The 20,696-nt window shown below is 33.1% G+C and carries 17 protein-coding genes; 6 read left to right on the forward strand and 11 right to left on the reverse strand.

What is annotated here, in order from left to right; translation table 11 throughout:
- Positions 1 to 3: 3 nt before the first annotated feature.
- Both galE and ISP71_05825 read left to right on the forward strand, forming a co-directional pair.
- Positions 4 to 999, forward strand: a complete 996-nt coding sequence (galE, locus tag ISP71_05820; GenBank protein MBL6663607.1) for a UDP-glucose 4-epimerase GalE — start codon at positions 4 to 6, stop codon at positions 997 to 999.
- Between the two features lie 2 nt (positions 1,000 to 1,001).
- A complete protein-coding gene (locus tag ISP71_05825) occupies positions 1,002 to 2,192 on the forward strand; it encodes a glycosyltransferase (GenBank protein MBL6663608.1) in 1,191 nt (396 codons plus the stop codon).
- Here the strand turns inward: ISP71_05825 and ISP71_05830 are convergent.
- Entirely contained in the window at positions 2,177 to 3,640 is a 1,464-nt protein-coding gene (locus ISP71_05830; GenBank protein MBL6663609.1) for a polysaccharide biosynthesis C-terminal domain-containing protein, read from the reverse strand. The two genes, ISP71_05825 and ISP71_05830, sit on opposite strands and share 16 nt — an antisense overlap.
- Before the next feature lie 91 nt (positions 3,641 to 3,731).
- Between ISP71_05830 and ISP71_05835 the strand changes: the two genes are divergently transcribed.
- A complete protein-coding gene (locus tag ISP71_05835; protein MBL6663610.1) occupies positions 3,732 to 4,355 on the forward strand; it encodes a PIG-L family deacetylase in 624 nt (207 codons plus the stop codon).
- Here ISP71_05835 and ISP71_05840 read toward each other — a convergent pair.
- From ISP71_05840 to lpxK, 9 genes are all read right to left on the reverse strand, one after another.
- Positions 4,336 to 5,445 (reverse strand): hypothetical protein, encoded by a 1,110-nt coding sequence (locus tag ISP71_05840; protein ID MBL6663611.1) that lies wholly within the window; start codon positions 5,443 to 5,445, stop codon positions 4,336 to 4,338. The genes ISP71_05835 and ISP71_05840 overlap by 20 nt on opposite strands.
- Positions 5,442 to 6,734 carry a glycosyltransferase gene (locus tag ISP71_05845; GenBank protein MBL6663612.1) on the reverse strand — a complete coding sequence of 431 codons (1,293 nt, stop codon included), beginning with the start codon at positions 6,732 to 6,734 and terminating at the stop codon, positions 5,442 to 5,444. The genes ISP71_05840 and ISP71_05845 overlap by 4 nt, the downstream gene beginning before the upstream one ends.
- On the reverse strand, positions 6,734 to 9,127 hold the full coding sequence (locus tag ISP71_05850) for a YfhO family protein (protein MBL6663613.1): 2,394 nt from the start codon (positions 9,125 to 9,127) through the stop codon (positions 6,734 to 6,736). The genes ISP71_05845 and ISP71_05850 overlap by 1 nt, the downstream gene beginning before the upstream one ends.
- A gap of 10 nt (positions 9,128 to 9,137) precedes the next feature.
- Positions 9,138 to 9,377, reverse strand: a complete 240-nt coding sequence (locus tag ISP71_05855) for a DUF4834 domain-containing protein (protein ID MBL6663614.1) — start codon at positions 9,375 to 9,377, stop codon at positions 9,138 to 9,140.
- A 3-nt stretch (positions 9,378 to 9,380) separates the two neighbouring features.
- Entirely contained in the window at positions 9,381 to 12,230 is a 2,850-nt protein-coding gene (gene carB, locus ISP71_05860; GenBank protein MBL6663615.1) for a carbamoyl-phosphate synthase large subunit, read from the reverse strand.
- A 153-nt stretch (positions 12,231 to 12,383) separates the two neighbouring features.
- Positions 12,384 to 12,542 carry a 50S ribosomal protein L34 gene (gene rpmH, locus ISP71_05865; GenBank protein ID MBL6663616.1) on the reverse strand — a complete coding sequence of 53 codons (159 nt, stop codon included), beginning with the start codon at positions 12,540 to 12,542 and terminating at the stop codon, positions 12,384 to 12,386.
- Between the two features lie 74 nt (positions 12,543 to 12,616).
- Positions 12,617 to 13,948: a choice-of-anchor B family protein gene (locus tag ISP71_05870; GenBank protein MBL6663617.1), complete on the reverse strand. Its 1,332-nt coding sequence runs from the start codon at positions 13,946 to 13,948 to the stop codon at positions 12,617 to 12,619.
- A gap of 1 nt (position 13,949) precedes the next feature.
- Positions 13,950 to 14,762: a purine-nucleoside phosphorylase gene (locus tag ISP71_05875; protein MBL6663618.1), complete on the reverse strand. Its 813-nt coding sequence runs from the start codon at positions 14,760 to 14,762 to the stop codon at positions 13,950 to 13,952.
- The gene (gene lpxK, locus ISP71_05880; GenBank protein MBL6663619.1) at positions 14,701 to 15,774 is read right to left on the reverse strand and encodes a tetraacyldisaccharide 4'-kinase; all 1,074 of its coding nucleotides are present in this window, start codon (positions 15,772 to 15,774) and stop codon (positions 14,701 to 14,703) included. Before lpxK ends, ISP71_05875 begins: the two co-directional genes overlap by 62 nt.
- Before the next feature lie 70 nt (positions 15,775 to 15,844).
- Between lpxK and ISP71_05885 the strand changes: the two genes are divergently transcribed.
- From ISP71_05885 to ISP71_05895, 3 genes are read left to right on the forward strand one after another with little or no spacing between them, the layout of a single operon-like run.
- Positions 15,845 to 16,939, forward strand: a complete 1,095-nt coding sequence (locus ISP71_05885) for a Nif3-like dinuclear metal center hexameric protein (GenBank protein ID MBL6663620.1) — start codon at positions 15,845 to 15,847, stop codon at positions 16,937 to 16,939.
- 2 nt (positions 16,940 to 16,941) lie between these two features.
- Complete coding sequence (locus ISP71_05890; protein MBL6663621.1) at positions 16,942 to 17,706, forward strand: hypothetical protein; 765 nt, start codon at positions 16,942 to 16,944, stop codon at positions 17,704 to 17,706.
- A 53-nt stretch (positions 17,707 to 17,759) separates the two neighbouring features.
- Positions 17,760 to 19,235, forward strand: coding sequence for a hypothetical protein (locus ISP71_05895; protein MBL6663622.1), 1,476 nt, complete (start codon positions 17,760 to 17,762; stop codon positions 19,233 to 19,235).
- On the opposite strand, the gene ISP71_05900 is transcribed toward ISP71_05895, so the two are convergent.
- Positions 19,232 to 20,695, reverse strand: a complete 1,464-nt coding sequence (locus ISP71_05900) for a hypothetical protein (GenBank protein ID MBL6663623.1) — start codon at positions 20,693 to 20,695, stop codon at positions 19,232 to 19,234. The genes ISP71_05895 and ISP71_05900 overlap by 4 nt on opposite strands.
- Position 20,696: the final 1 nt, after the last annotated feature.

Genomic DNA, 20,696 nt, shown 5'->3' on the forward strand with positions numbered 1-20,696 from the left:
ATTATGACAAAGATATTAGTAACAGGAGGAGCAGGATATATAGGGTCTCATACTCTTGTTGAATTATCAGCAAACAATTTCGAACCTATTATAGTTGATAACCTTTGTAACACCTCTATTCAGAATATTAAAGGTGCTGAGAAAATTATTGGCAAACACATACCTTTTTTCAATGTAGATTGTACCAATGAAGAGGCATTAAATGCTGTCTTTGAACAAGAAAAAAATATTGAAGGTGCTATACATTTTGCAGCCTATAAATCTGTTGAAGAATCGGTCAGAGAACCAGAAAAATACCACTTAAATAATATAGGCTCTTTACAAGTTCTATTGAATGTAATGAAAAAACATAAAGTAGAAAATATCATTTTCTCATCCTCATGTACAGTTTATGGTAGCCCAGATGTATTACCTGTCAGTGAGAGTGCCCCTTTCAAAAAAGCAGAATCTCCTTATGGTGAGACAAAACAACTTTGCGAAGAATTATTAAACAAGACCAATATTAGTGGTATTTCATTACGCTACTTCAACCCTATCGGCTCTCACGAAAGCGGATTAATTGGAGACTGTTCATCTGACAAAGCTAGTAACCTAGTTCCTATCATTACTGAAACAGCTATAGGCATCAGAGAACAAATAACTGTTTTTGGAGATGATTATGATACAAAAGACGGTACTTGTCTAAGGGATTATATTCACGTTGTTGATTTGGCTAACGCTCATGTTAAAGCCTTGCAATATGTCATGAAAAACAAGGGAAAATCAGCATTCAATATTGGCACAGGAAATGGGGTTAGTGTTCTTGAGGCTATTCATATATTTGAACAAGTAAACGATATTAAGGTAAATTACAAAATTGGACCCCGTAGAGCTGGTGATGTAGAAAAAATTTACTCGGATAATACCTTATCCTCAAACCAACTTCAATGGAAGGCTAAAAAAACTCTTGAGGACGCTATGAAAAGTGCTTGGAAATGGGAACAACAAAAAAGTAGTTAAGAATGTCCAAAAAAAATGTCGGTATTGTTTTAGATAAAGAATTTTACTCTGATATTAGAGTAAGAAAAGAAGCCGACATCTTGGTGAAAAATGGTTTTAATGTATTTGTGTTGTGCTTTAGTTTCAAAAATTACGACTACAGCAATGTACAGCCTATTGAAGTAACTAGCATTAAGCTGAGTAAAAAATTAAAAAATATTTTATTTTTTCTTTTTCAAAGAATACCCATATACGAGTACCTATGGTCTAAGAAAATACGTCAGTTTATTCTAGAAAATTCCATTGACACAATTCATGCACACGATTTATACATGTCAAAATGTGCTCATAAAGCCATTAAATCTTCAAAAAAAGAGGTAGAGCTAATTCTAGATTTGCACGAAAATTACCCAGTTGCTGTCAACTCCTATAACTGGACAAAAGGTTCGCTAAGAGGGTTTTTAGCAAATACTTCTATTTGGTTTAAAAAAGAAAAAGAGTATTTATCCTATGCCGATAAAATCATTGTATTATCGGAAAATTTTAAAAACTCCCTAATTGAAAGATATAATTTCTTGAAATCTGAAACTATTTACTCTTTTGACAATTCTATTGATTTAAAAAAATTCGAGTCATTTTCTATCAAAATATTACCTAAAACAAAGAATAGAACAACTCTTTTTTACTTCGGTGTTATCGGTCAAAGAAGAGGTATTTTTACGTTGTTTTCAGTGTTTCAGAAGGCCATAGAAATAGGTTTAAAAATTGACCTTCTTTTGATTGGGCCTATTGATAAAGCTGACGTAAAGACTTTTAAAGAATGGATTGCTAATCCTTCTATTAAAGAATACGTCAATCACATTCCTTGGATTGATTTATCGGAACTCCCCTCCTATCTTAACAGCATTGATATTTGCGTATGCCCTCTTATCAAAAATGCACAACACGAATCTGGAATAGCCAACAAAATATTCCAATACTTATTCGGTGCAAAAGCAATCATAGCATCTGATTGTCTGCCACAACAACAACTTATAGAAAATTATAATTGTGGCTTGGTTTATACTAATGAAGATGAGTTTTTAGCATGTATAGAACAACTTGTTAATGATGAATCGTTGCGAAAAGAAATGGGTGAAAATGGTAAAAAAATGCTTTACCACAACTACGATAATCAAAAGCAGGATAACACGTTGATTCAAATTTTTAGATAATTCTTTCTAAATTCTTTAATCAGAGAGCTAATATCTTCAGACAGTTTAAAATGCTGAACTGTAAAAGCTACTAATACACAAACGATAAGACTTCTGATAACAATATTCAATAAAGCCATAGAAGTCAGAGGTATGTAATTTAGACCAAAGTAGATAGCCACCATCATCAAAAAAGTAATTGCAGTTTTCGAGCTAAACGGTTGAAAATTCATTTTTTTATAAACGTATATCATCCTTACAGCATTGAATAACAATAAGGAAATAAAGGTGGCAAGAGCCGCACCATTTATACCATACATTGGAATAAAAATAAGGTTAGTAATGAAGGTAATTAAGAATAGAAATAAATTGAAGTACACGATAGATTTATAATACGAAGAGTGAATCAAAATCAAACCGTGCAAACCTGCAACAAGATTGACTAATTGAGCAGCTCCAATAAAAAATACCACAATCTTGCCATGTGAAAATTTCTCTGGTAGTATGCTTAAAATATCATCAATATTTAAAAGTACACAGAGGAAAAGAACAGCCCCTATAATTAGTAAATTGATAGAGCTTTTGGAATATATCGATTGTATATTATTCAAATTATTTTTCTCAAAGGATTTGGCAATTAAAGGTGAAGAAATAGAAGAAACGGAACGAGAAGGCACTAAAATAACACTACCAATGAAAAATGCCAAGCCGTAATATGCGACTTGTTTTAAATCAAGATAATGCTCTATCATCAACATATCAAAACGAGATACTAAAATGGCTGCACCACCTCCCGTAATGACATAAAAACCGTATTTCAACTGTTCTTTAAAATCCGACTTGCTAAATTGCAAACTGAGTGAAAGTCGTCTATTTTTAAATTGTAAGAATAATAATATAACTAGTTTAATCAGATAAATAAAAATAAAGCTAAGCAAAAACTGATTAAAAATAATCCATTCGTAATGATACAATACGAGTAAAACTAATACACAAACCCTTACAAAAACTTCATTTAAAAAAATTGGTGTGGAAGAATCTAAATGAGAACGTGATACACTAGAAAATAAGTCAAAAAAGCTCAGTGCAAATACCAATACCCCAACTAAATAAAAATGGTCTTGTAGTAAAGGTGTGGCATCGATAAAAGACAACAAAGAATCTTTAAAAAAAAGGAATATTGAGGCAAAGAGTAAAAAACCAATAACACATAGTAACAACACAAAACTCAATAATTCACTTTTAGCTTGGGCTTTCGGAAAAAAACGAAGGAAAATGCTAGGCCCACCTAAATGAGAGAAAGATGAAAAAATTATAGAATAGGACACTAAAATTTGTAATAAACCCCAATATTCTGGATTACTTTCAAAAACAAAAGGATAAATTAAAATGGTGTTTACGGCACCAATAAAAATTCCTATATAAAGGCTAATGGAGTTATGAATACTTTGCTTCCTAATGATTCCCATACATTACAAATGTAAAAGATTTAATTCAGTTGTTAGAATCCAAAAATAACTTTTAATAAACACTATATTTGTAAGACTTAACCTATTAACGATGAATATTCTAATTTTAGCACCTCACCCTGATGACGGTGAATTTGGTTGCGGAGCAAGTATCAAGAAATGGTCTGATGAAGGAGCAAAAATTCATTACTTAGCTTTTTCTCCTTGTCATAAGTCTATCCCTACAGGTTTTGAAAAAGACATTCTTTTTAGTGAATTAAAAAAAGCATGTGCTCATCTAGGAATAGCTGAAGATAATATACATACTTTTAATTTTCCAGTGAGAGAGTTTCCTAAATACAGACAAGATATATTGGAAGAATTAATCGATTTCCGTAAAAGAATTGGACAAGTAGATATGGTTGTACTTCCTAGTTCAAATGATGTTCATCAAGATCATCAAGTCGTAAACCAAGAAGGAATACGTGCCTTTAAGCACTCTCGTATTTTAGGTTATGAATTGGTATGGAATAATTTATCCTTTACCTCTAACTACCATACTAGACTTTCTGAAAAGCAATTAGATGCCAAATGGCAAGCTATTTCAGAATATAAATCTCAAGGATTTAGAAATTACAAATCGAAATCGTTTATAGAAGGCTTAGCACGTGTGAGAGGCACTCAAGTAGGCTGTGAATTTGCCGAAGCCTTTGAACTTATCCGTTGGATAGACTAATTTCTTGTAACAAGACCTTTTGCTCTTGAGTTAAAGTACCACATACCATATCTTGTATCGCCCAATCCATATTGTATGGTATTATATCATATAAACCTTTGTCAGGACTAAAAATCAGAAATGAAGTTCGGTTACTATCAATGGTAATGATGAAATCATCTATAAGTATAGAATTCTGAAGCCATTCCATATCACCTAATTCAGATGGTTTACCTTCCAACTTATTGGTGTAATACCTGTATTCAACACTATCTTTAATAAGCACAATTTCACCAGAGTTTGTACTTGTTGCTAGAGAAATAGCATCAGATTGTTTGCCTCCATGAGGATGTTGCATGGATTCAATAACAGTCAGCACACTATTATCTTTTTTATTGATTTGCATCATCTTACCGGCATGGAAGAAAGTCGCTAAAATGAGGTTTTCCTTATTCATGTGATAAGCTACTGAATTGATGAATGCTGAACGCAGAGCCGTAGGTAAACTTTGAGTCTTTGGGTTGTCTATTAATAAAAACGTCTTACCCTCTTTTTGCCACTTTTTAGCTTGGTCTTTATCTCTAGTCAATAGTACATCTGAATGTGTAATGGGATCTTTTCCCCTATCGAATCCATTTTCCCAAGCAAACCATTCCCAAATTAGATTAGAATCTTTTAAGTCGTATTCAAAAATACAATCAAAACCCGATGATGAAACCATTAATCTATTGTCATCGAAAGGACAAAAGGAAACCGTGTGTATATAACTGAAATAATCGTTTTCTAAAGTTTGAACTTCATCTGTTAAAACAAAAACTTTTTCTTCAGAAGAAACAGCTAACTTATTATTCAAAAAATCAATACCTCTAGGCTCTTTCAGTTGACTTAAAACTTCATCGTTAAAAAGTTTACCCTTATTAAGACTTAATGAGACTACACCGCCTAAAGCTGGTGTTCTACGCTGAGTACTTCCAGAGCGTTTATTTTTTTTGGATTCTAAATACCTTTTTCTGATGGCTTGTAAGTCAAAACTCTTTACCGTAAGTAGCAAATCTATTTGACCGTAAAAAGAACTGTCTTTTTGGAACTTACTGATGTCTATCCGTTTCATTTAGAAAGCTCATTAAGTTTATTTGCTAATTTTTCTGTCAAGCCTCTCCTTGTAAAACGTTCTAAATCATTGAGGCTATATTGCGGAATACTCTTATTTTTCCAACTGGTGTAAGCACTTTCAATTTGTAGTAAAATGTTGTCTTTATCGTTGTAATCCAACATTTCGTCTCTTTTAGCATCTTTGAGCAAAGACGAAGCATTCCCATTTGTTGGACCAATAGCTAGTATAGGGTTTGCAGTTGCTAGGTATTCGAACAATTTACCTGTTATTATTAAGTGATTTCTTTCAGATACTGGAATAACAAATAATAATAAACTAGCATCTAACATGCGCTGTACAGCAGTATGATGAGCAGCAAAACCCTCAATTGAGAGTTGTTCTTTTAAACCATTTTCTTGTAAAGAATTTACAACACAAGAATCTATATTACCAGTCAAAGAAATGTTTAAATCGGATTTGAATTGAACGTTTTTGTCACACAATTCTTTTAAACATTCCCAAACTAAGACTGCGTTTTGATTAGGTTTAAAATTTCCTACATAGGCAATCGTAAACTTATCATTATTAACCTTTTTCAACCCCTTAAAATCAGCATCATCAAAGCCATTATAAATCAAACTAATATCATTAGCTCTATCAGAAAATTCATCATGCATACCCTGACTGACTACAGATATAGAATCGGCATTTTTTAGGACTAAATCTTCTAATTGTTTGTCTTTCTTTTTAGTACTTTCTGTTCTAGGAAAATAGGCATTATAAAAAACCGTTGTCCAAGGGTCTCTTAAATCAGCAATCCATGGTCTATTATATGTTTTTTTAAGTACATCAGCAATAAGATGTGAGCTATGTGGTGGCCCAGTACTAATTATAGCATCAATGTCATGTTCTTTAAAAATAGTTCGAGCTTTTTTAATAGCAAATCTATTCCATCCTACTCTAGCATCAGGAATGAAAAAGTTTGCTCTTATATACAATGCTAGACGTTGGAAAAAAGAACGACTTTGTAAACCTATAGCACCAACACTAGCATTTTTTGAAGTTTTTCCTTTCAATAAATTGTACCATCTAAAGGGTTCAAAAGATTGACTTCTGTAAACATGCAGACCCTTTGGTATATCTTGCTCTAAAGATTGATCAATCGATGGATAACTACCGTTATCAACAGTCAGAATTACTGGCTCCCAACCAAACTCTCTCAGGTACTTACTAAACTTTAAAAAGCGTTGAACACCAGGTCCTGAACCCGGTGGCCAATAGTAAGTAATGATGAGAACCTTTTTCATTAATCTTTTACCTCTTTGAATACTGCACCGAACAAGGCTATAATTACAATGAGTGAACTAAATAAAGTAATATTTTCGGTTGCATAATAGGTTTGTGGTTCAAACTTAAATTCAATGGTATGCTGACCTGAAGGTATAGGTAATGCCCTCAACAGATAATTGGCTCGTATATGTGGCACTAGCTCTCCATCGATATAAGCGTTCCAACCTTTGTCGTAATATATTTCAGAAAATACTGCAAACTGATTTGTAGTAGCCGAAGATGTGTAGCTTAAATGATTGGCTTTATAATTCGTTAATTGAATAGTTGCTGTACTATCATAGTCTATGGTAGATGGCACTTCATAACGTTGGTCTACTACAACTTGATTAGCAGTGTTTATTTGACCTAACTTTTGAATTTCTACATCGGAATTCTCTACCATTATTATATCTGAAACAAACCAAGCATTTCCTAAAGCATTAGGATTACGCTGAGCAATAGGCTGATTATTTTGTCCTCTAACAATGAAGTATTTTGAATTAAGCATATTCAAGACATTCATATTACCTTTAGAAATATGGAAATCGATTAGCTCTTGATAACGCTTAAGCTTTGCTCCGTGATAACCACCTATAGACTTATGGAAATACGAGGTAGAAGCGTCATTGAAAGGGCTAACAGTAGTATTATAAACTCTATAGTTTGGGTCGGGGTCTTGCAAAATTTGGCTATCTGCTAAAGATGGTGTAAAAGGTTGTAATATTTTTCTTTTTGCCTTGAAATTTTCATCATTTATATAACGCTTATTGACCGCCCACATATCGCCAAGAATAAGCACACCTATAAGAAGAATAAGAGGCGTTTTCTTTATCGTTTTGTTTAAATACAACCAAATACCAGCTGCTGATAATAGTATAAAGGCTAAAGAACGAAACGCATCGGCAGAAAACAAAGAAGCTCTATCTACTCGTAATGCTTCAGTCAATGCCTCTCCGTATTGAGCATCGTTTAAACCCTCAAAGTCAAAAAAGGTATTTGGCATTAAGGCAAATAGTAAACATAAACCTCCAACAATTCCTAAAGCGTATTTGAAAGATTTCATAATTTCATTAGTCTTTCCTTCTTTAATAATTTTATTGAGCGCAAGGATACCTAAAAATGGAATAAGCAATTCTACGATTACTAATGTGGTAGAAACCGCTCTGAACTTGTTATATCCAGGAATATACTCTAAAAAGAAATCAGTTAGTGGCATAAGATTTTTACCCCAACTAAGAGCTAACATCAACAAAAAGGTGGTTAAAATCCACCAACGCAGATAACCTTTTATCAAAAATAATCCCAGTACAAACAAAAAGCAAACTATAGCTCCAGCATAAACAGGTCCAGAAGTAAAAGGTTGAGACCCCCAGTACAATGGTAATTGTTTTATGATTTTTTTAGCTTGACTTGCTTGTTGTGAGTTTTTAAATAGTCGATATGTTTCAGAATCGGTGGTTAAAGCTCCGCCAGAAGCACCTCCATGAAAATTAGGTATTAATAGAGTAAATGACTCTGCTTTACCATAACTCCAAGCAGTGGCATAATCCTTGTCTAAACCTGATGTTTTATTAGATTGGTTGTCGGTAAGTTCAGACTTTCCCCTAATACTTTCTTGACCGTATTCCAGAGTGGTAGCAATCCTGCTTAAGCTAGTCAAAGAACCTATCGTACCTGCTAATAATAACATACCTAGGTGTTTTAAGAAAAGTGGTAAAGCTTTTTCTTTGTAGGCTTCTATAAACTTAACTAAACCTATTATAAACAATAACATCACTAGATAATAGGTAATTTGAAGATGATTGGCATTTAAAATAAGTGAGGTAAACAGAGCCGTTAAAGCGGAGCCCAAAAGCACTTTTTTACCCCTAAGTACCATAAGGAAAGATGCCAGTATTGGTGCTACATACCCAATAGCGTGAGCTTTAGTATTATGTCCTGCTTCTATAATTATAAAGAAATACGAGGAAAAGGCATAGGCTACTGCACCAACAATTGCCAAGCGATAGTCTATTCCTAAAGAAACTAATAAAAAATAAAATCCTATAAGGTATAGAAAAACAGCACCTACTGGTCCAGGCAAATACAATTTAAACCATTGAGAACAATACGATATAAGATTCTTTTTGTAACGCACCGATATTTGATAAGCTGGCATACCACTAAACATAGAATTGGTCCATAGTGGCTCTTCATCGTATTCGGCACGATGGTCTACTATCTCTTTGGACATACCAGTAAACTGTCTAATATCTTGTTGGTCTATTTTCTTGCCTTCCAAAACAGGAGAAAAATAAATTAGTGTTATCAACACAAATAGCACAACTGCTGATACATGAGGAATCAGCTTTTTCAATTCAAGTGTCTTCATAATTATATTTTTATGAGTTATCGTCTATTTCTTCAAAATCAACGTATTCACCAACTGAAGAATTAGACTGTTTTTTTTGCTTTGAAGCTTTGTCAATAGATACTTCTCCTTCTCTCCTTTTAGGTTCATTGGGTCTCATATTTCTACTCGCCTTCTTAACCATCGTTCTAAACAATAAAGGCAACAAGAGTCGACTAATAAAGCGAACAGAATAAAAAATTATTAATATGAGTAGAAGTGCTTTTAACATACTTTAACGACTCAAATATAAACTTCTTTCAGAATATACTTTTTTGAAAAACGGATCTTTCAAATCATCAATAAAATGTATGGCCTCACCAGTAGATTTCATCTCAGGACCTAATTCTTTATTGACATTTGGAAACTTATTAAATGAGAATACGGGTACTTTTATAGCATATCCACTTTTCTGAGGGTCAAAATTAAAGTCTGTCACTTTTTTATCACCCAACATTACTTTAGTAGCATAATTAACATAAGGCTCTTTGTATGCCTTAGCAATAAAAGGAACAGTACGTGATGCTCTAGGATTAGCTTCTATAACAAATACCTTTTCGTCTTTAATAGCAAATTGAATATTAATAAGACCTACTGTTTTCAATGCTATAGCAATTTTGTGTGTAATATCAATCATCTGTTGACGGACATTATCACTCAAATCAAATGTCGGTAACACAGCATTAGAATCACCAGAATGTATACCACAAGGTTCTATGTGTTCCATAATTCCTATGATATATTCATTTTCCCCATCACAAATAGCATCTGCTTCAGCCTCAATAGCATTATCTAAATAATGATCTAATAAAACTCTGTTGCCAGGAATATCTTTCAAAAGATTAACAACGTGATGTTCTAATTCAGATTCATTAATTACAATCTTCATGCCTTGACCTCCTAGTACATAGGAAGGACGAACAAGAATTGGAAAATTTAATTCTTTAGCTAGTTCTAAAGCTTCTTCGGCTGTTTCAATAACTCCAAATTCAGGGAATGGCACATCATTATCTCTTAAAAGTGTAGAGAAACGACCTCTATCTTCAGCTAAATCTAATGCCTCGTAACTAGTACCCATAATTTTGATACCATAACGCTCAAGTTTTTCTGCTAATTTTAATGCTGTTTGTCCGCCTAACTGAACAATTACACCTTCAGGTTTTTCATGCTTTATAATGTCGTAAATGTGTTCCCAGAAAACAGGTTCAAAATAAAGCTTGTCAGAAGTATCGAAGTCAGTTGAAACCGTTTCAGGGTTACAGTTAATCATGATGGTTTCGTACTCGCACTCCTTGGCTGCTAAAACACCATGAACACAACAATAATCAAACTCAATACCTTGACCGATTCGGTTAGGTCCAGAACCTAGCACAACTATTTTCTTTTTGTCGGAAGAAACACTTTCATTTTCCGAAAAAGATTCACCATTGGCTAATTGCTTTTTGGATTCGAATGTAGAATAATAGTATGGTGTTTTTGCTTCAAATTCAGCAGCGCAGGTATCTACAAGTTTATAAACCCTATTAATTCCCATTTCTGTTCTTAATTGATGCACTTCACTTTCAAGACATCTTAGTAAATGAGCTATCTGTCTATCCGCATAACCCTTCATTTTAGCCTCTAGTATAAGTTCTTCAGGAACATTACCAACGTGGTATTTTTCAATTTCAAATTCTAAAACGACTAATTGCTCCAATTGTCTAAGGAACCAATAATCCATTTTGGTAATATCGTATATGGTTTTTAAAGGTATTCCCAATCGCATAGCATCATAAATTCTAAATACCCTATCGCTACTAGCATGTTTCATAGCATGAAGAATATCGTCTTGATTGGTCCAATTTTTACCATCGGCACCTAAGCCATTTCTTCCAATTTCTAACGATTGACAAGCTTTTTGTAAGGCTTCTTGGAATGAACGCCCGATAGCCATCACTTCACCTACAGACTTCATCTGTAAGCCTAACTCTTTATCAGCACCTTCGAATTTTTCAAAATTCCAACGTGGTATTTTAACTATCACGTAATCTAAAGTAGGCTCAAAATAAGCCGATGTAGACTTTGTAATCTGATTATTCAATTCGTCAAGTGTATAACCAATAGCCAATTTGGAAGCTATCTTGGCAATAGGATATCCTGTTGCTTTTGATGCTAATGCTGATGAACGAGAAACTCTTGGATTAATTTCTATGGCAATTATATCTTCTTTTTCATCTGGAGAAACAGCAAATTGCACATTACAACCTCCTGCAAAGTCACCAATAGCTCTCATCATTTTGATAGCCATATCTCTCATTTTCTGATAAGTGGTGTCGGATAATGTCATAGCTGGTGCTACCGTAATAGAGTCACCAGTATGGATTCCCATAGGGTCCATATTTTCAATAGAACAAATAATGATAACATTATCGTTTTTATCTCTAAGCAATTCTAATTCATACTCTTTCCAACCAAATAAGGCTTTATCAATCATTACCTCATGAATTGGAGATGCTGCCATTCCTCGTTTTAGGAGTTTATCAAAATCTTTGGCTGCATGGACAAATGAAGCACCACTTCCACCTAGAGTAAAAGATGGTCTTATACATAAAGGGAAACCAAATTTTTGAGCTATTTCTTTCCCCTCTAAATACGAAGTAGCCGTTTGAGAGGGAGCGCAGGAAATGTCTATTGTTTCCATTAACTGTTTGAATTCTTCTCTGTCTTCAGTAATATTAATAGCGGCAATATCTACTCCAATAATTCTAACACCGTGTTTTTCCCAAATACCTTTCTCATCCACTTCTATACATAAATTTAGAGCTGTTTGTCCACCCATTGTAGGAAGAACAGCATCTATTTTACGTTCTTCTAAAATCTCTTCAATAGACTCAACGGTTAATGGTTTAAGGTAAACATGATCAGCAACTAAGGGGTCTGTCATAATAGTTGCCGGATTAGAATTTATCAGTGAAACTTCTATTCCTTCTTCGGCAAGTGATCTAGCAGCTTGAGAACCAGAGTAATCGAATTCACAGGCTTGACCAATAACAATTGGTCCACTACCGATAATTAAAATGGATTGTATGGAGGTGTCTTTGGGCATAATAATTTGTGTATGTGCGAATGTAAAAGATTTAAAAAAGGTGTGGACTAGTTTGGAATTGAAACTATTAACAAAAAATAAAGATTTTTTAACAGAACAGCTCAAAAAAAAGGTGTTGCAAAAGCAACACCTTTATAATATTGAGACCGACGATTAACGCTTATGTCTTGGTTCGTCGGAAACAGTTAATCTTTTTCTTCCCTTAGCCCTTCTACTAGCCAATACTCTACGGCCGTTAGCAGATTCCATTCTATCTCTAAAACCATGCTTATTTCTTCTTTTTCTATTTGAAGGTTGAAATGTTCTTTTCATTTTATATATAATTTATCCGAAATGGTTTGCAAATTTACACTTCTTTTTCTTATTACAAAGAAATTTAAAAAAGATTATTGAATACTAATTTTATGAGTACTTGTTCCTTTATTATCATTAATTTTTAAAATGTAAATACCATCACTAAACATATCCGTTTGAATTTGCAAATCTAAAACATCACTAGCTGTATAAACTTTGCCACCTTGAATGTCAAACAATTCTACTTCTGAAACAGAGGTAAGCTCTACATTAATAATCCCATCACTAGGATTAGGATAAACCTTATTCTTTTTGACTAGCATTTCGTCATTTGATAATGGATTTTCATAATTAACTTCAAAAACATACAAACCCGTTTGCATATCTGAAAGTAAGATATTCCCAGAAGGAAGAAATGGATAAACGCCCCACGCCCCCATATAGCTATCGTGATGATTAGGCTCAAATGTATCGTAATAACCCATGAGTATAGGTGTTGACGGATTGGAAATGTCATGTACATACAAACCATCATGATAATAGGCTGTATATAAATAGTTTCCGTTTATAATTTGATTATGTGGAATGGAATTGACATCTACACCAGAACCAAAAAGAGCAATTACTTCAATGTTAGAAAAATCTGAAATGTCTAGCATTTTCATCCTCATACCCCAAGTTTCATCAGCCATAGCATAATAGTTACCATCTGGTGTTATCCAACCAGAATGGTTATATCCTTGGTCAGCATAACTTGCTAAAGTACCTATGACTTCATGCGATTGATTTTCTAAAGAAGTTTGGCTAAAATCTACAATAGCAAAACCTTGAGTACCTGTATTGATGTAAGCAGTATCGTTTTCAACATACACATCATGACAACTTAATAATGAGGTATTATAAATAAATTTTGGGTCAAGAGGATTTTCCAAAGAATAGATATCCCCATTAGTAGTATATAATCGTGCTTTAGCAGTATCTATAAAAATATTGTGCGAACGCTCAAATAAATCAGACGAATCATAAACCACACTTACCGAATCCGGCAAAGTTGACATATCAATGATTTGCAAAGAGCTAGCTCCTTCATCAGAAACAGCGTACAAATAACCTTGATAATCGTGATAATCTCTGTGGATAATCTCTGGTCCCACTACACGCCCCATTACAAAGGCCGCCTCATAAGAAGATTGTGGGTTGGTAACATCAAAAAAATGTGTTCCATAAGTTGAGCCAATAATGGCATATTCTCTATCATCAACCACCACACCCCATATTTCATTATAGACATTATCGAATGCTGCTGACCCCACCAATGTATCTTCATTCCAGTTGAACAAAAGATTAACGTTTTCAGCAACTTGAGCTTTTAAAATATTGGCTAGAAGTAAACAAAGAAAAAATATGAAATTGAAAGTTTTCATTTTACACTAATGTTTTGATTAGTTCTTCTACTATTATGGTAAGTTTAGGCTCAGCCACTTCAGCTACTTTTTGTATTTCTTGGTGGCTAACCTTTTGAATTTTTCCAGGCACTCCTAAATCCGTTATCACAGAGATGGCAAAACAAGGAATACCCATATGACGAGCTACAATAACCTCTGGAGCTGTTGACATTCCTACTGTATCAGCTCCAATTATTCTAAGATATTTATATTCAGCAGGAGTTTCCAAACAAGGTCCAGTAACTGCCGCATAAACTCCTTCAAATACACGATATCCCTTATCAAGACCTATTTTCAATGCCTTTTCTATCATTGTTCTTTCATAAGCATCACTCATATCAGGAAATCGAGGACCTAAAGTGTCTAAATTAGCACCAACCAAAGGGCTAGGAATTAAATTGATATGGTCATTCAAAACCATCAAATCTCCCACTTCATAATCAGGATTTACTCCACCACTAGCGTTTGAGATAAATAAATGTTCTATTCCTAAGAATTTCATTACTCTAACAGGTAAAGTAACATCTTGCATATCATATCCTTCATAATAATGAAAGCGTCCCTGCATAGCTACAACAGGTACATCTGACAAAAGACCAAAAATGAGTTTACCACTATGACCCTCAACGGTAGAAACAGGAAAATTTGGAATGTCTTGGTAAGAAAGGCTAAGTTTTATATCAATTTTTTGAATCAATCCTCCTAATCCAGTGCCAAGAATAATACCCGCCTTAGGCGTGAATGGCATTTTCGGCTCTAGAAACATTGCTATCGACTCTATTTTGCTCAACATAATTTAAAATTAATTCGTTAAAGTTGGTTTTACCTTGAAACTTAAACTCTATGGGTATATATCCAATATGAATACCTTTAAAGTTGTTTTCATAAAGTGCTAATCGGGTAGCATCTTTTTCAGTGGTTAAAATTAACTTTTCTTGCGAATCAATCTTGTTATAACATTCAATTATTTTTTTTATGTCCTTTTTCTTAAAATTATAGTGGTCTTTAAACTCAAAATGCTCTATTATCTTTGCTCTAGAATCAACATACTCTTTTAACAAATCTGCTGAGGCAATAGCTGTCATCAAAATCACCTCTTTACCTTCTATTGAAAGTGTTTTTTTAGTGTATAAACTAACAGGCTCTTGGTATTCTAGATAAGAATAACACAACTTTTGATTAAAGAATGGTGATATTTGTTCTTTAAGTCTATATTCGTCTAGGGGCAATAAAGGGTATGGCGTTTTTGTAACTACAATAATATCTGCTCTCCTAAAATTTTTCTTAGACTCTCTCAGTTTTCCGTATGGTAACAAATTATCGTTGATAAATAAATTATCATAAGTAGTCAATAATATGTTCAAACCCGGTTTTACCCAACGGTGTTGATAAGCGTCATCTAACAAAATTAAATCACACTCGTTGTGGATTATTTCTTGAATACCCTTGTTTCTACTTTCCGATACAGCTACATTTAATTCTGGAAACTTACGAGCAATTTGCAGAGATTCATCACCAACGTCTTTGACAAAAGATTTACTTGTAACCCACTGAAAACCTGTAGAATCTCTTCCGTATCCTCTGCTCAAAACAGCAACTTTTTCACGATTATCAATGAGTCTAAGTATGTACTCTACTAAGGGCGATTTACCACTTCCTCCAGCGCACAAATTACCTACAGATATTATTGGAACAGAATATTCTTTCGAAGAAAAAATTCCGTAATCGAATAACATATTTCTAAAAAATACAACTAAACCATAAAAAAGGGCTATAGGAAGAAGAAATAATCTTAAAAATGGCATACTCTTTTTAAAGGGAATAAATTTCGTTCACAACAAATATAAATAAATTATATGTACTATTTTTGAATTTATGAAAATAAATGAAATCACTGAATACCTAGAAAGTTTAGCACCACTCTACTTGCAAGAAGATTATGATAATTCTGGCTTTATTACTGGTGATAAATCATGGAACGTAAACAATGTATTGGTATGTCTTGATTGTACCGAAGAAGTGGTTGACGAAGCAGTTGCTAAATCATGTAATTTGATAGTTGCACATCACCCTATTGTGTTTAGTGGATTAAAATCTATAGTTGGCAAAAATTATGTAGAACGAACCATAATAAAAGCCATTAAAAATGACATTGCTATTTACGCTATACATACCAATTTGGACAATATTAAAGACGGTGTTAATGCTGTTATAGCTAAAAAAATAGGATTGGAAAACACCAAAATCTTAAGACCTAAAAAAGATTTTATTAAAAAACTAAGCTTCTATTGTCCTGTTTCAGACGCTCAACGCTTAAAAGATTTACTGTGGGAAGCAGGTGCTGGAAATATTGGAAATTATAGCCATTGTAGTTTTAGCACGATTGGACAAGGAACATTTATGGGTAACAATGATAGTAAACCTACCTTGGGACAAAAAAACGTACTACATACCGAAAAAGAAGAAAAAATAGAGATGATACTCCCCTCATATCTTCAAAATAGAATTTTAGACACTCTATTTAGTGAGCACCCTTATGAAGAGGTAGCATATGAAATACACCTTTTAGATAATGTAAATCAAAATATTGGCTCGGGTTTGTATGGAAAGTTAAAAACTCCAATGAAAACGAATGACTTTCTAAAGCATTTAAAAAAGCTTATGCAAACAGATTGCGTTAGATACACTGAATTACATAAAGAACACATAGAAACTGTTGCCGTATGCGGTGGGTCTGGTTCATTTTTACTAGATGATGCTAAAAGAGTAAAAGCCGATATTTTCATAACAGCAGACTTTAAATATCACGAATTTTTTGATGCTGAAAACGATATTATTATTGCTGATATTGGGCATTATGAAAGCGAACAATTTACTAAAGAGCTTTTAAGTGAAATTCTTAACGAAAAATTTACTAAGTTTGCCACCCATTTATCAAGCATAAATACGAACCCTATCAACTACATGTAATAATGGCAAAAAAGAAAGCTGCAACAAAAGAATTTTCAATTGAAGATAAGCTACATGCTTTACACCAATTACAAACCATCGATTCTGAAATTGACAAGATAAGAACCGTAAGAGGAGAATTGCCTTTAGAAGTTCAAGATTTAGAAGATGATCTAAAAGGATTAGAGACACGTATTGGTAAAATCGACACTGACCTTGAAGACAAAGAAAAATTCGTTTCTTCTAGAAAGTTAGCAATTAAAGAAGCTGAAGAACTGGTTAAAAAATACAACAAACAACTAGATAGTATCAAAAACAATAGAGAATATGACTCTTTAAGTAAAGAGATAGAATTCCAAAATCTTGAAATCGAATTAGCTAACAAAAAAATTAATGATACTCTCGCTAAAATCGAGTTTTTGAACGAAACAAAAGGAGTAGCTTCTGAACAATATAAAGAGAGAAAAGAAATTTTCGAAGAGAAGAAAAAAGAGTTGGAAAATATAGTTTCTGAAACAGAAAAAGAAGAAAAATCTCTTCTTAAAAAGTCAGAACAAGCTGAAAAGGTTGTTGATGAAAGATTGTTATCTGCTTACAAAAGAATTCGTAAAAATTCTAGAAATGGTTTAGCAGTAGTATCTGTTCAAAGAGATGCTTGTGGAGGTTGCTTTAGTAAAATACCACCACAAAGACAATTGGATATCAAAGCTCACAAAAAAATTATCGTTTGTGAACACTGTGGAAGAATACTTATTGATTCTCAAATGTTCGAAACTGCTGAAGCTTAATATTTTTTAATATAAATTTGTAGGGATTCTAATATTTTAGAATCCCTTTTTTTATGCGTTATTCTCTAATCATATTCACCCTATTATTAATCTCGAAAAGTACATTTGCCGACTTTTTGTGGAATAAAAACTGTAAAGAAGCATACAATCTAAGCATTCAATTAAAGTTTGATAAAGCCCACTTACTATTAAAGAAAGAGAAAAAAGAAAATCCTAACAATACCCTTATTTACTTTATTGAAAACTATAGCGACTATCTCAAAATACAAATTGGCGAAGAACAATCAGATTTCGAAAAACTTAAAAAAAATAAAGATTCAAGGTTAGACCTTATAGAAAGCGATAAATCTTTATCACCATGGAATTTATACAGTCAAGCAGAAATAAACTTACAATGGGCTGCTAGTAGATTAAAATTTGGTGAATACTTTACGGCTGCTTTTGAGATTAATAAAGCCTACAGGCTAATCCAAGAAAACAACAAATTATATCCTAACTTCATACCCAATAAAAAAAGTTTAGGACTTCTTTATACTTTGATAGGTAGTGTCCCTGAACAGTACAATTGGATTCTGTCTATTATAGGTATGGAAGGCAACATTAATTCAGGTTTAAGCTTAATGAATGAAGCTATTCAAGAGATGAAGACTAACAAAGACTTTGAAATTATGCTCGAAGAAAGCTATTTTTTATATGCTTTTCTAAAGATGAATCTTGATAATAATAAAGCTGATTTACAAAAACTACTATCTGAATTACAAACCAAGGAATATCTCCTACTCAATTTTGCCTCAAGTAGAATAGCCAGTAAGTTAGGACAAAATGATTTAGCCATACAAATTCTGGAAAATAGAAAAGTAGAAAAAGACCACTACCCTTTTCACTATTTGGATTATTTACTTGGCATAAACAAACAAAATAAGATGGATAATAATTGTTTAGTGCATTTTGAAAATTATCTTCTTAATTTTAAAGGAATAAATTATAAAAAATCAGCTCTAATGCGAATGAGTTGGCACCACCACATTAATGGTAACAATGAAAAATATGAGTATTATAAAAATAGAATTAACAGTCTAGATGGCAAACAAGTCGATGCCGATAAAGAAGCACAATCTTATTATAATACCTCTAAAGCACCACACATCAATCTTCTTAAAGCACGTCTGTTTTTTGACGGAGGTTACTCTAAATTAGCTGTTGAAGAATTAGAAAAAATCAAGTCTCATAACTTCTTTAATCACTCTAAAAACAATTTAGAATATTTCTACAGATACGGAAGATGCATGGAACAAATGAGCAAAGACGAAGTCGCTATTAAATATTATAAAAAAACTGTCTTAGCAGGTTCTGAAGAACCTTATTATTTTGCTGCTAAAGCAGCCTTACAAATTGCTCTTTTATATGAAAAGTCTAACAATATAAATGAGGCTAAACGCTACTTCAATATTTGTATTGAAATGAAAGACCATCAATACGAGCAAGGAATAGAACAAAAAGCTAAAGCAGGACTAAATCGTTTGAACTAAAATTTCCAACCCATTGTAAAAACAAGGTTATAAGCCGTTGTTGTTACTCTATGAGCTGGTTCAAAATAAGTGTTGTAAAGCGATGCTGAATTAGAATATTCAGAGAACACATAAGCTAAATCAAAATAACTGAATTGATTTCTCTTACCTAGCCCAAATGAATATGATTTTCGCTCATCTCTATACGTATTTAAAGTTGAGGCATCAGTATAAGGAGATTTAACTTGAGCATATCCAGCTCTTATAACAAAAGGTGATAAGTTTAGTTCAGCTCCAAAACGAGCGTTAACAACCGATATATAATTACTTTCAATGATGTTTTGTTGATTGTTAAAATAATCAAAATTATCACCGTCTATACTCATAGTTGCATAATCTACATACTCTAAATCACCACTTAACAGAATATTATCCAATACTAAAGCAGCAGAACCTATAAATTTCATTGGAGTAGTAATGGTATAATCGTAAACACCATATGGCGAGGTATAGGTATATGAATAGGTGCTATCATTGTTGTGCTGTGTTCTAAGCACCATTTCCCATTCATCGTGCATTTCGTTTAAGGTTGGCGAATGCCAAGCTACACCTAATCTTAGATTATCACTTGCTCTGTATATAGCACCTAATTTAAGATTGACACCGCTGCCAGTAGTAAATTGATTTTCATACATATCAAAATATTCTACCGTAGATGACGTATCGGCAAAATTTCTTTCATTATATCTTGATTTTTTGGTGTACTCAATAGAAGTCAAACCTAAAGTAGCTCCCAAGTATAATTTTTCCATATATGAGCCGGCATAACTTATGGCAAACTCGCCCATTGAACCAAAAGTATGAGTTTGTTTAAATTGATCTTGTCCTGTCTGAACTTCCCTAAAGTAATTACCATCATCAATCCAACCGTTTGAATCAACCTGTAAATCAATTAAGTCCGTATCAAAAGCAGCTAATTCAAAGAAAGGGTCTAAATCATCTAAACGGTATCCATCAGCAAAAGCATAAAACACATCTACTAATGATGAATTGGGGTTGTAAGCCGATTGTATGGTATTGGCTTTAAATATCTTAGTGGTATTATAGGCGAAACCTAAATTTGTTCTTCTCCAATCCGAAGTTGCACTCGATTTCAAAGGCGTTACTAAACCTACAGATGGAATGTTGAAGTTACCCGAACTATTTGTAATTTTATTATTCAAATAGTAAGATGCCATATCTATACCACCTAGATTCAAAGAAAAAGCAAATTCATAGGATTGATAAACTCCAAGACCAGCAGGGTTAGTACTAAGTGTTGACAAATCTGCACCTAAAGCACCAAAAGCATTGGACATTGCGGCTGTACGGGCTGTTCCGACTACTGCATTTTCAGAAAACAACAAAGCATCTTCATGCGTTTGAGCTGTAGTTGTTACAACAATAAATAGTGCTAAAAAACTTAAAATTTCTTTTCTCATA

The organism is Flavobacteriales bacterium (genome assembly GCA_016779995.1).
Classification (GTDB): Bacteria; Bacteroidota; Bacteroidia; order Flavobacteriales; family UBA7312; genus UBA8444.

Excerpts from the sequence above, each read along its gene's own strand:
- galE (MBL6663607.1), top strand. The coding sequence starts at position 4 with ATGACAAAGATATTAGTAACAGGAGGAGCAGGATATATAGGGTCTCAT.
- ISP71_05825 (MBL6663608.1), top strand. The coding sequence starts at position 1,002 with ATGTCCAAAAAAAATGTCGGTATTGTTTTAGATAAAGAATTTTACTCT.
- ISP71_05830 (MBL6663609.1), bottom strand. The coding sequence starts at position 3,640 with ATGGGAATCATTAGGAAGCAAAGTATTCATAACTCCATTAGCCTTTAT.
- ISP71_05835 (MBL6663610.1), top strand. The coding sequence starts at position 3,732 with ATGAATATTCTAATTTTAGCACCTCACCCTGATGACGGTGAATTTGGT.
- ISP71_05840 (MBL6663611.1), bottom strand. The coding sequence starts at position 5,445 with ATGAAACGGATAGACATCAGTAAGTTCCAAAAAGACAGTTCTTTTTAC.
- ISP71_05845 (MBL6663612.1), bottom strand. The coding sequence starts at position 6,734 with ATGAAAAAGGTTCTCATCATTACTTACTATTGGCCACCGGGTTCAGGA.
- ISP71_05850 (MBL6663613.1), bottom strand. The coding sequence starts at position 9,127 with ATGAAGACACTTGAATTGAAAAAGCTGATTCCTCATGTATCAGCAGTT.
- ISP71_05855 (MBL6663614.1), bottom strand. The coding sequence starts at position 9,377 with ATGTTAAAAGCACTTCTACTCATATTAATAATTTTTTATTCTGTTCGC.
- carB (MBL6663615.1), bottom strand. The coding sequence starts at position 12,230 with ATGCCCAAAGACACCTCCATACAATCCATTTTAATTATCGGTAGTGGA.
- rpmH (MBL6663616.1), bottom strand. The coding sequence starts at position 12,542 with ATGAAAAGAACATTTCAACCTTCAAATAGAAAAAGAAGAAATAAGCAT.
- ISP71_05870 (MBL6663617.1), bottom strand. The coding sequence starts at position 13,948 with ATGAAAACTTTCAATTTCATATTTTTTCTTTGTTTACTTCTAGCCAAT.
- ISP71_05875 (MBL6663618.1), bottom strand. The coding sequence starts at position 14,762 with ATGTTGAGCAAAATAGAGTCGATAGCAATGTTTCTAGAGCCGAAAATG.
- lpxK (MBL6663619.1), bottom strand. The coding sequence starts at position 15,774 with ATGCCATTTTTAAGATTATTTCTTCTTCCTATAGCCCTTTTTTATGGT.
- ISP71_05885 (MBL6663620.1), top strand. The coding sequence starts at position 15,845 with ATGAAAATAAATGAAATCACTGAATACCTAGAAAGTTTAGCACCACTC.
- ISP71_05890 (MBL6663621.1), top strand. The coding sequence starts at position 16,942 with ATGGCAAAAAAGAAAGCTGCAACAAAAGAATTTTCAATTGAAGATAAG.
- ISP71_05895 (MBL6663622.1), top strand. The coding sequence starts at position 17,760 with ATGCGTTATTCTCTAATCATATTCACCCTATTATTAATCTCGAAAAGT.
- ISP71_05900 (MBL6663623.1), bottom strand. The coding sequence starts at position 20,695 with ATGAGAAAAGAAATTTTAAGTTTTTTAGCACTATTTATTGTTGTAACA.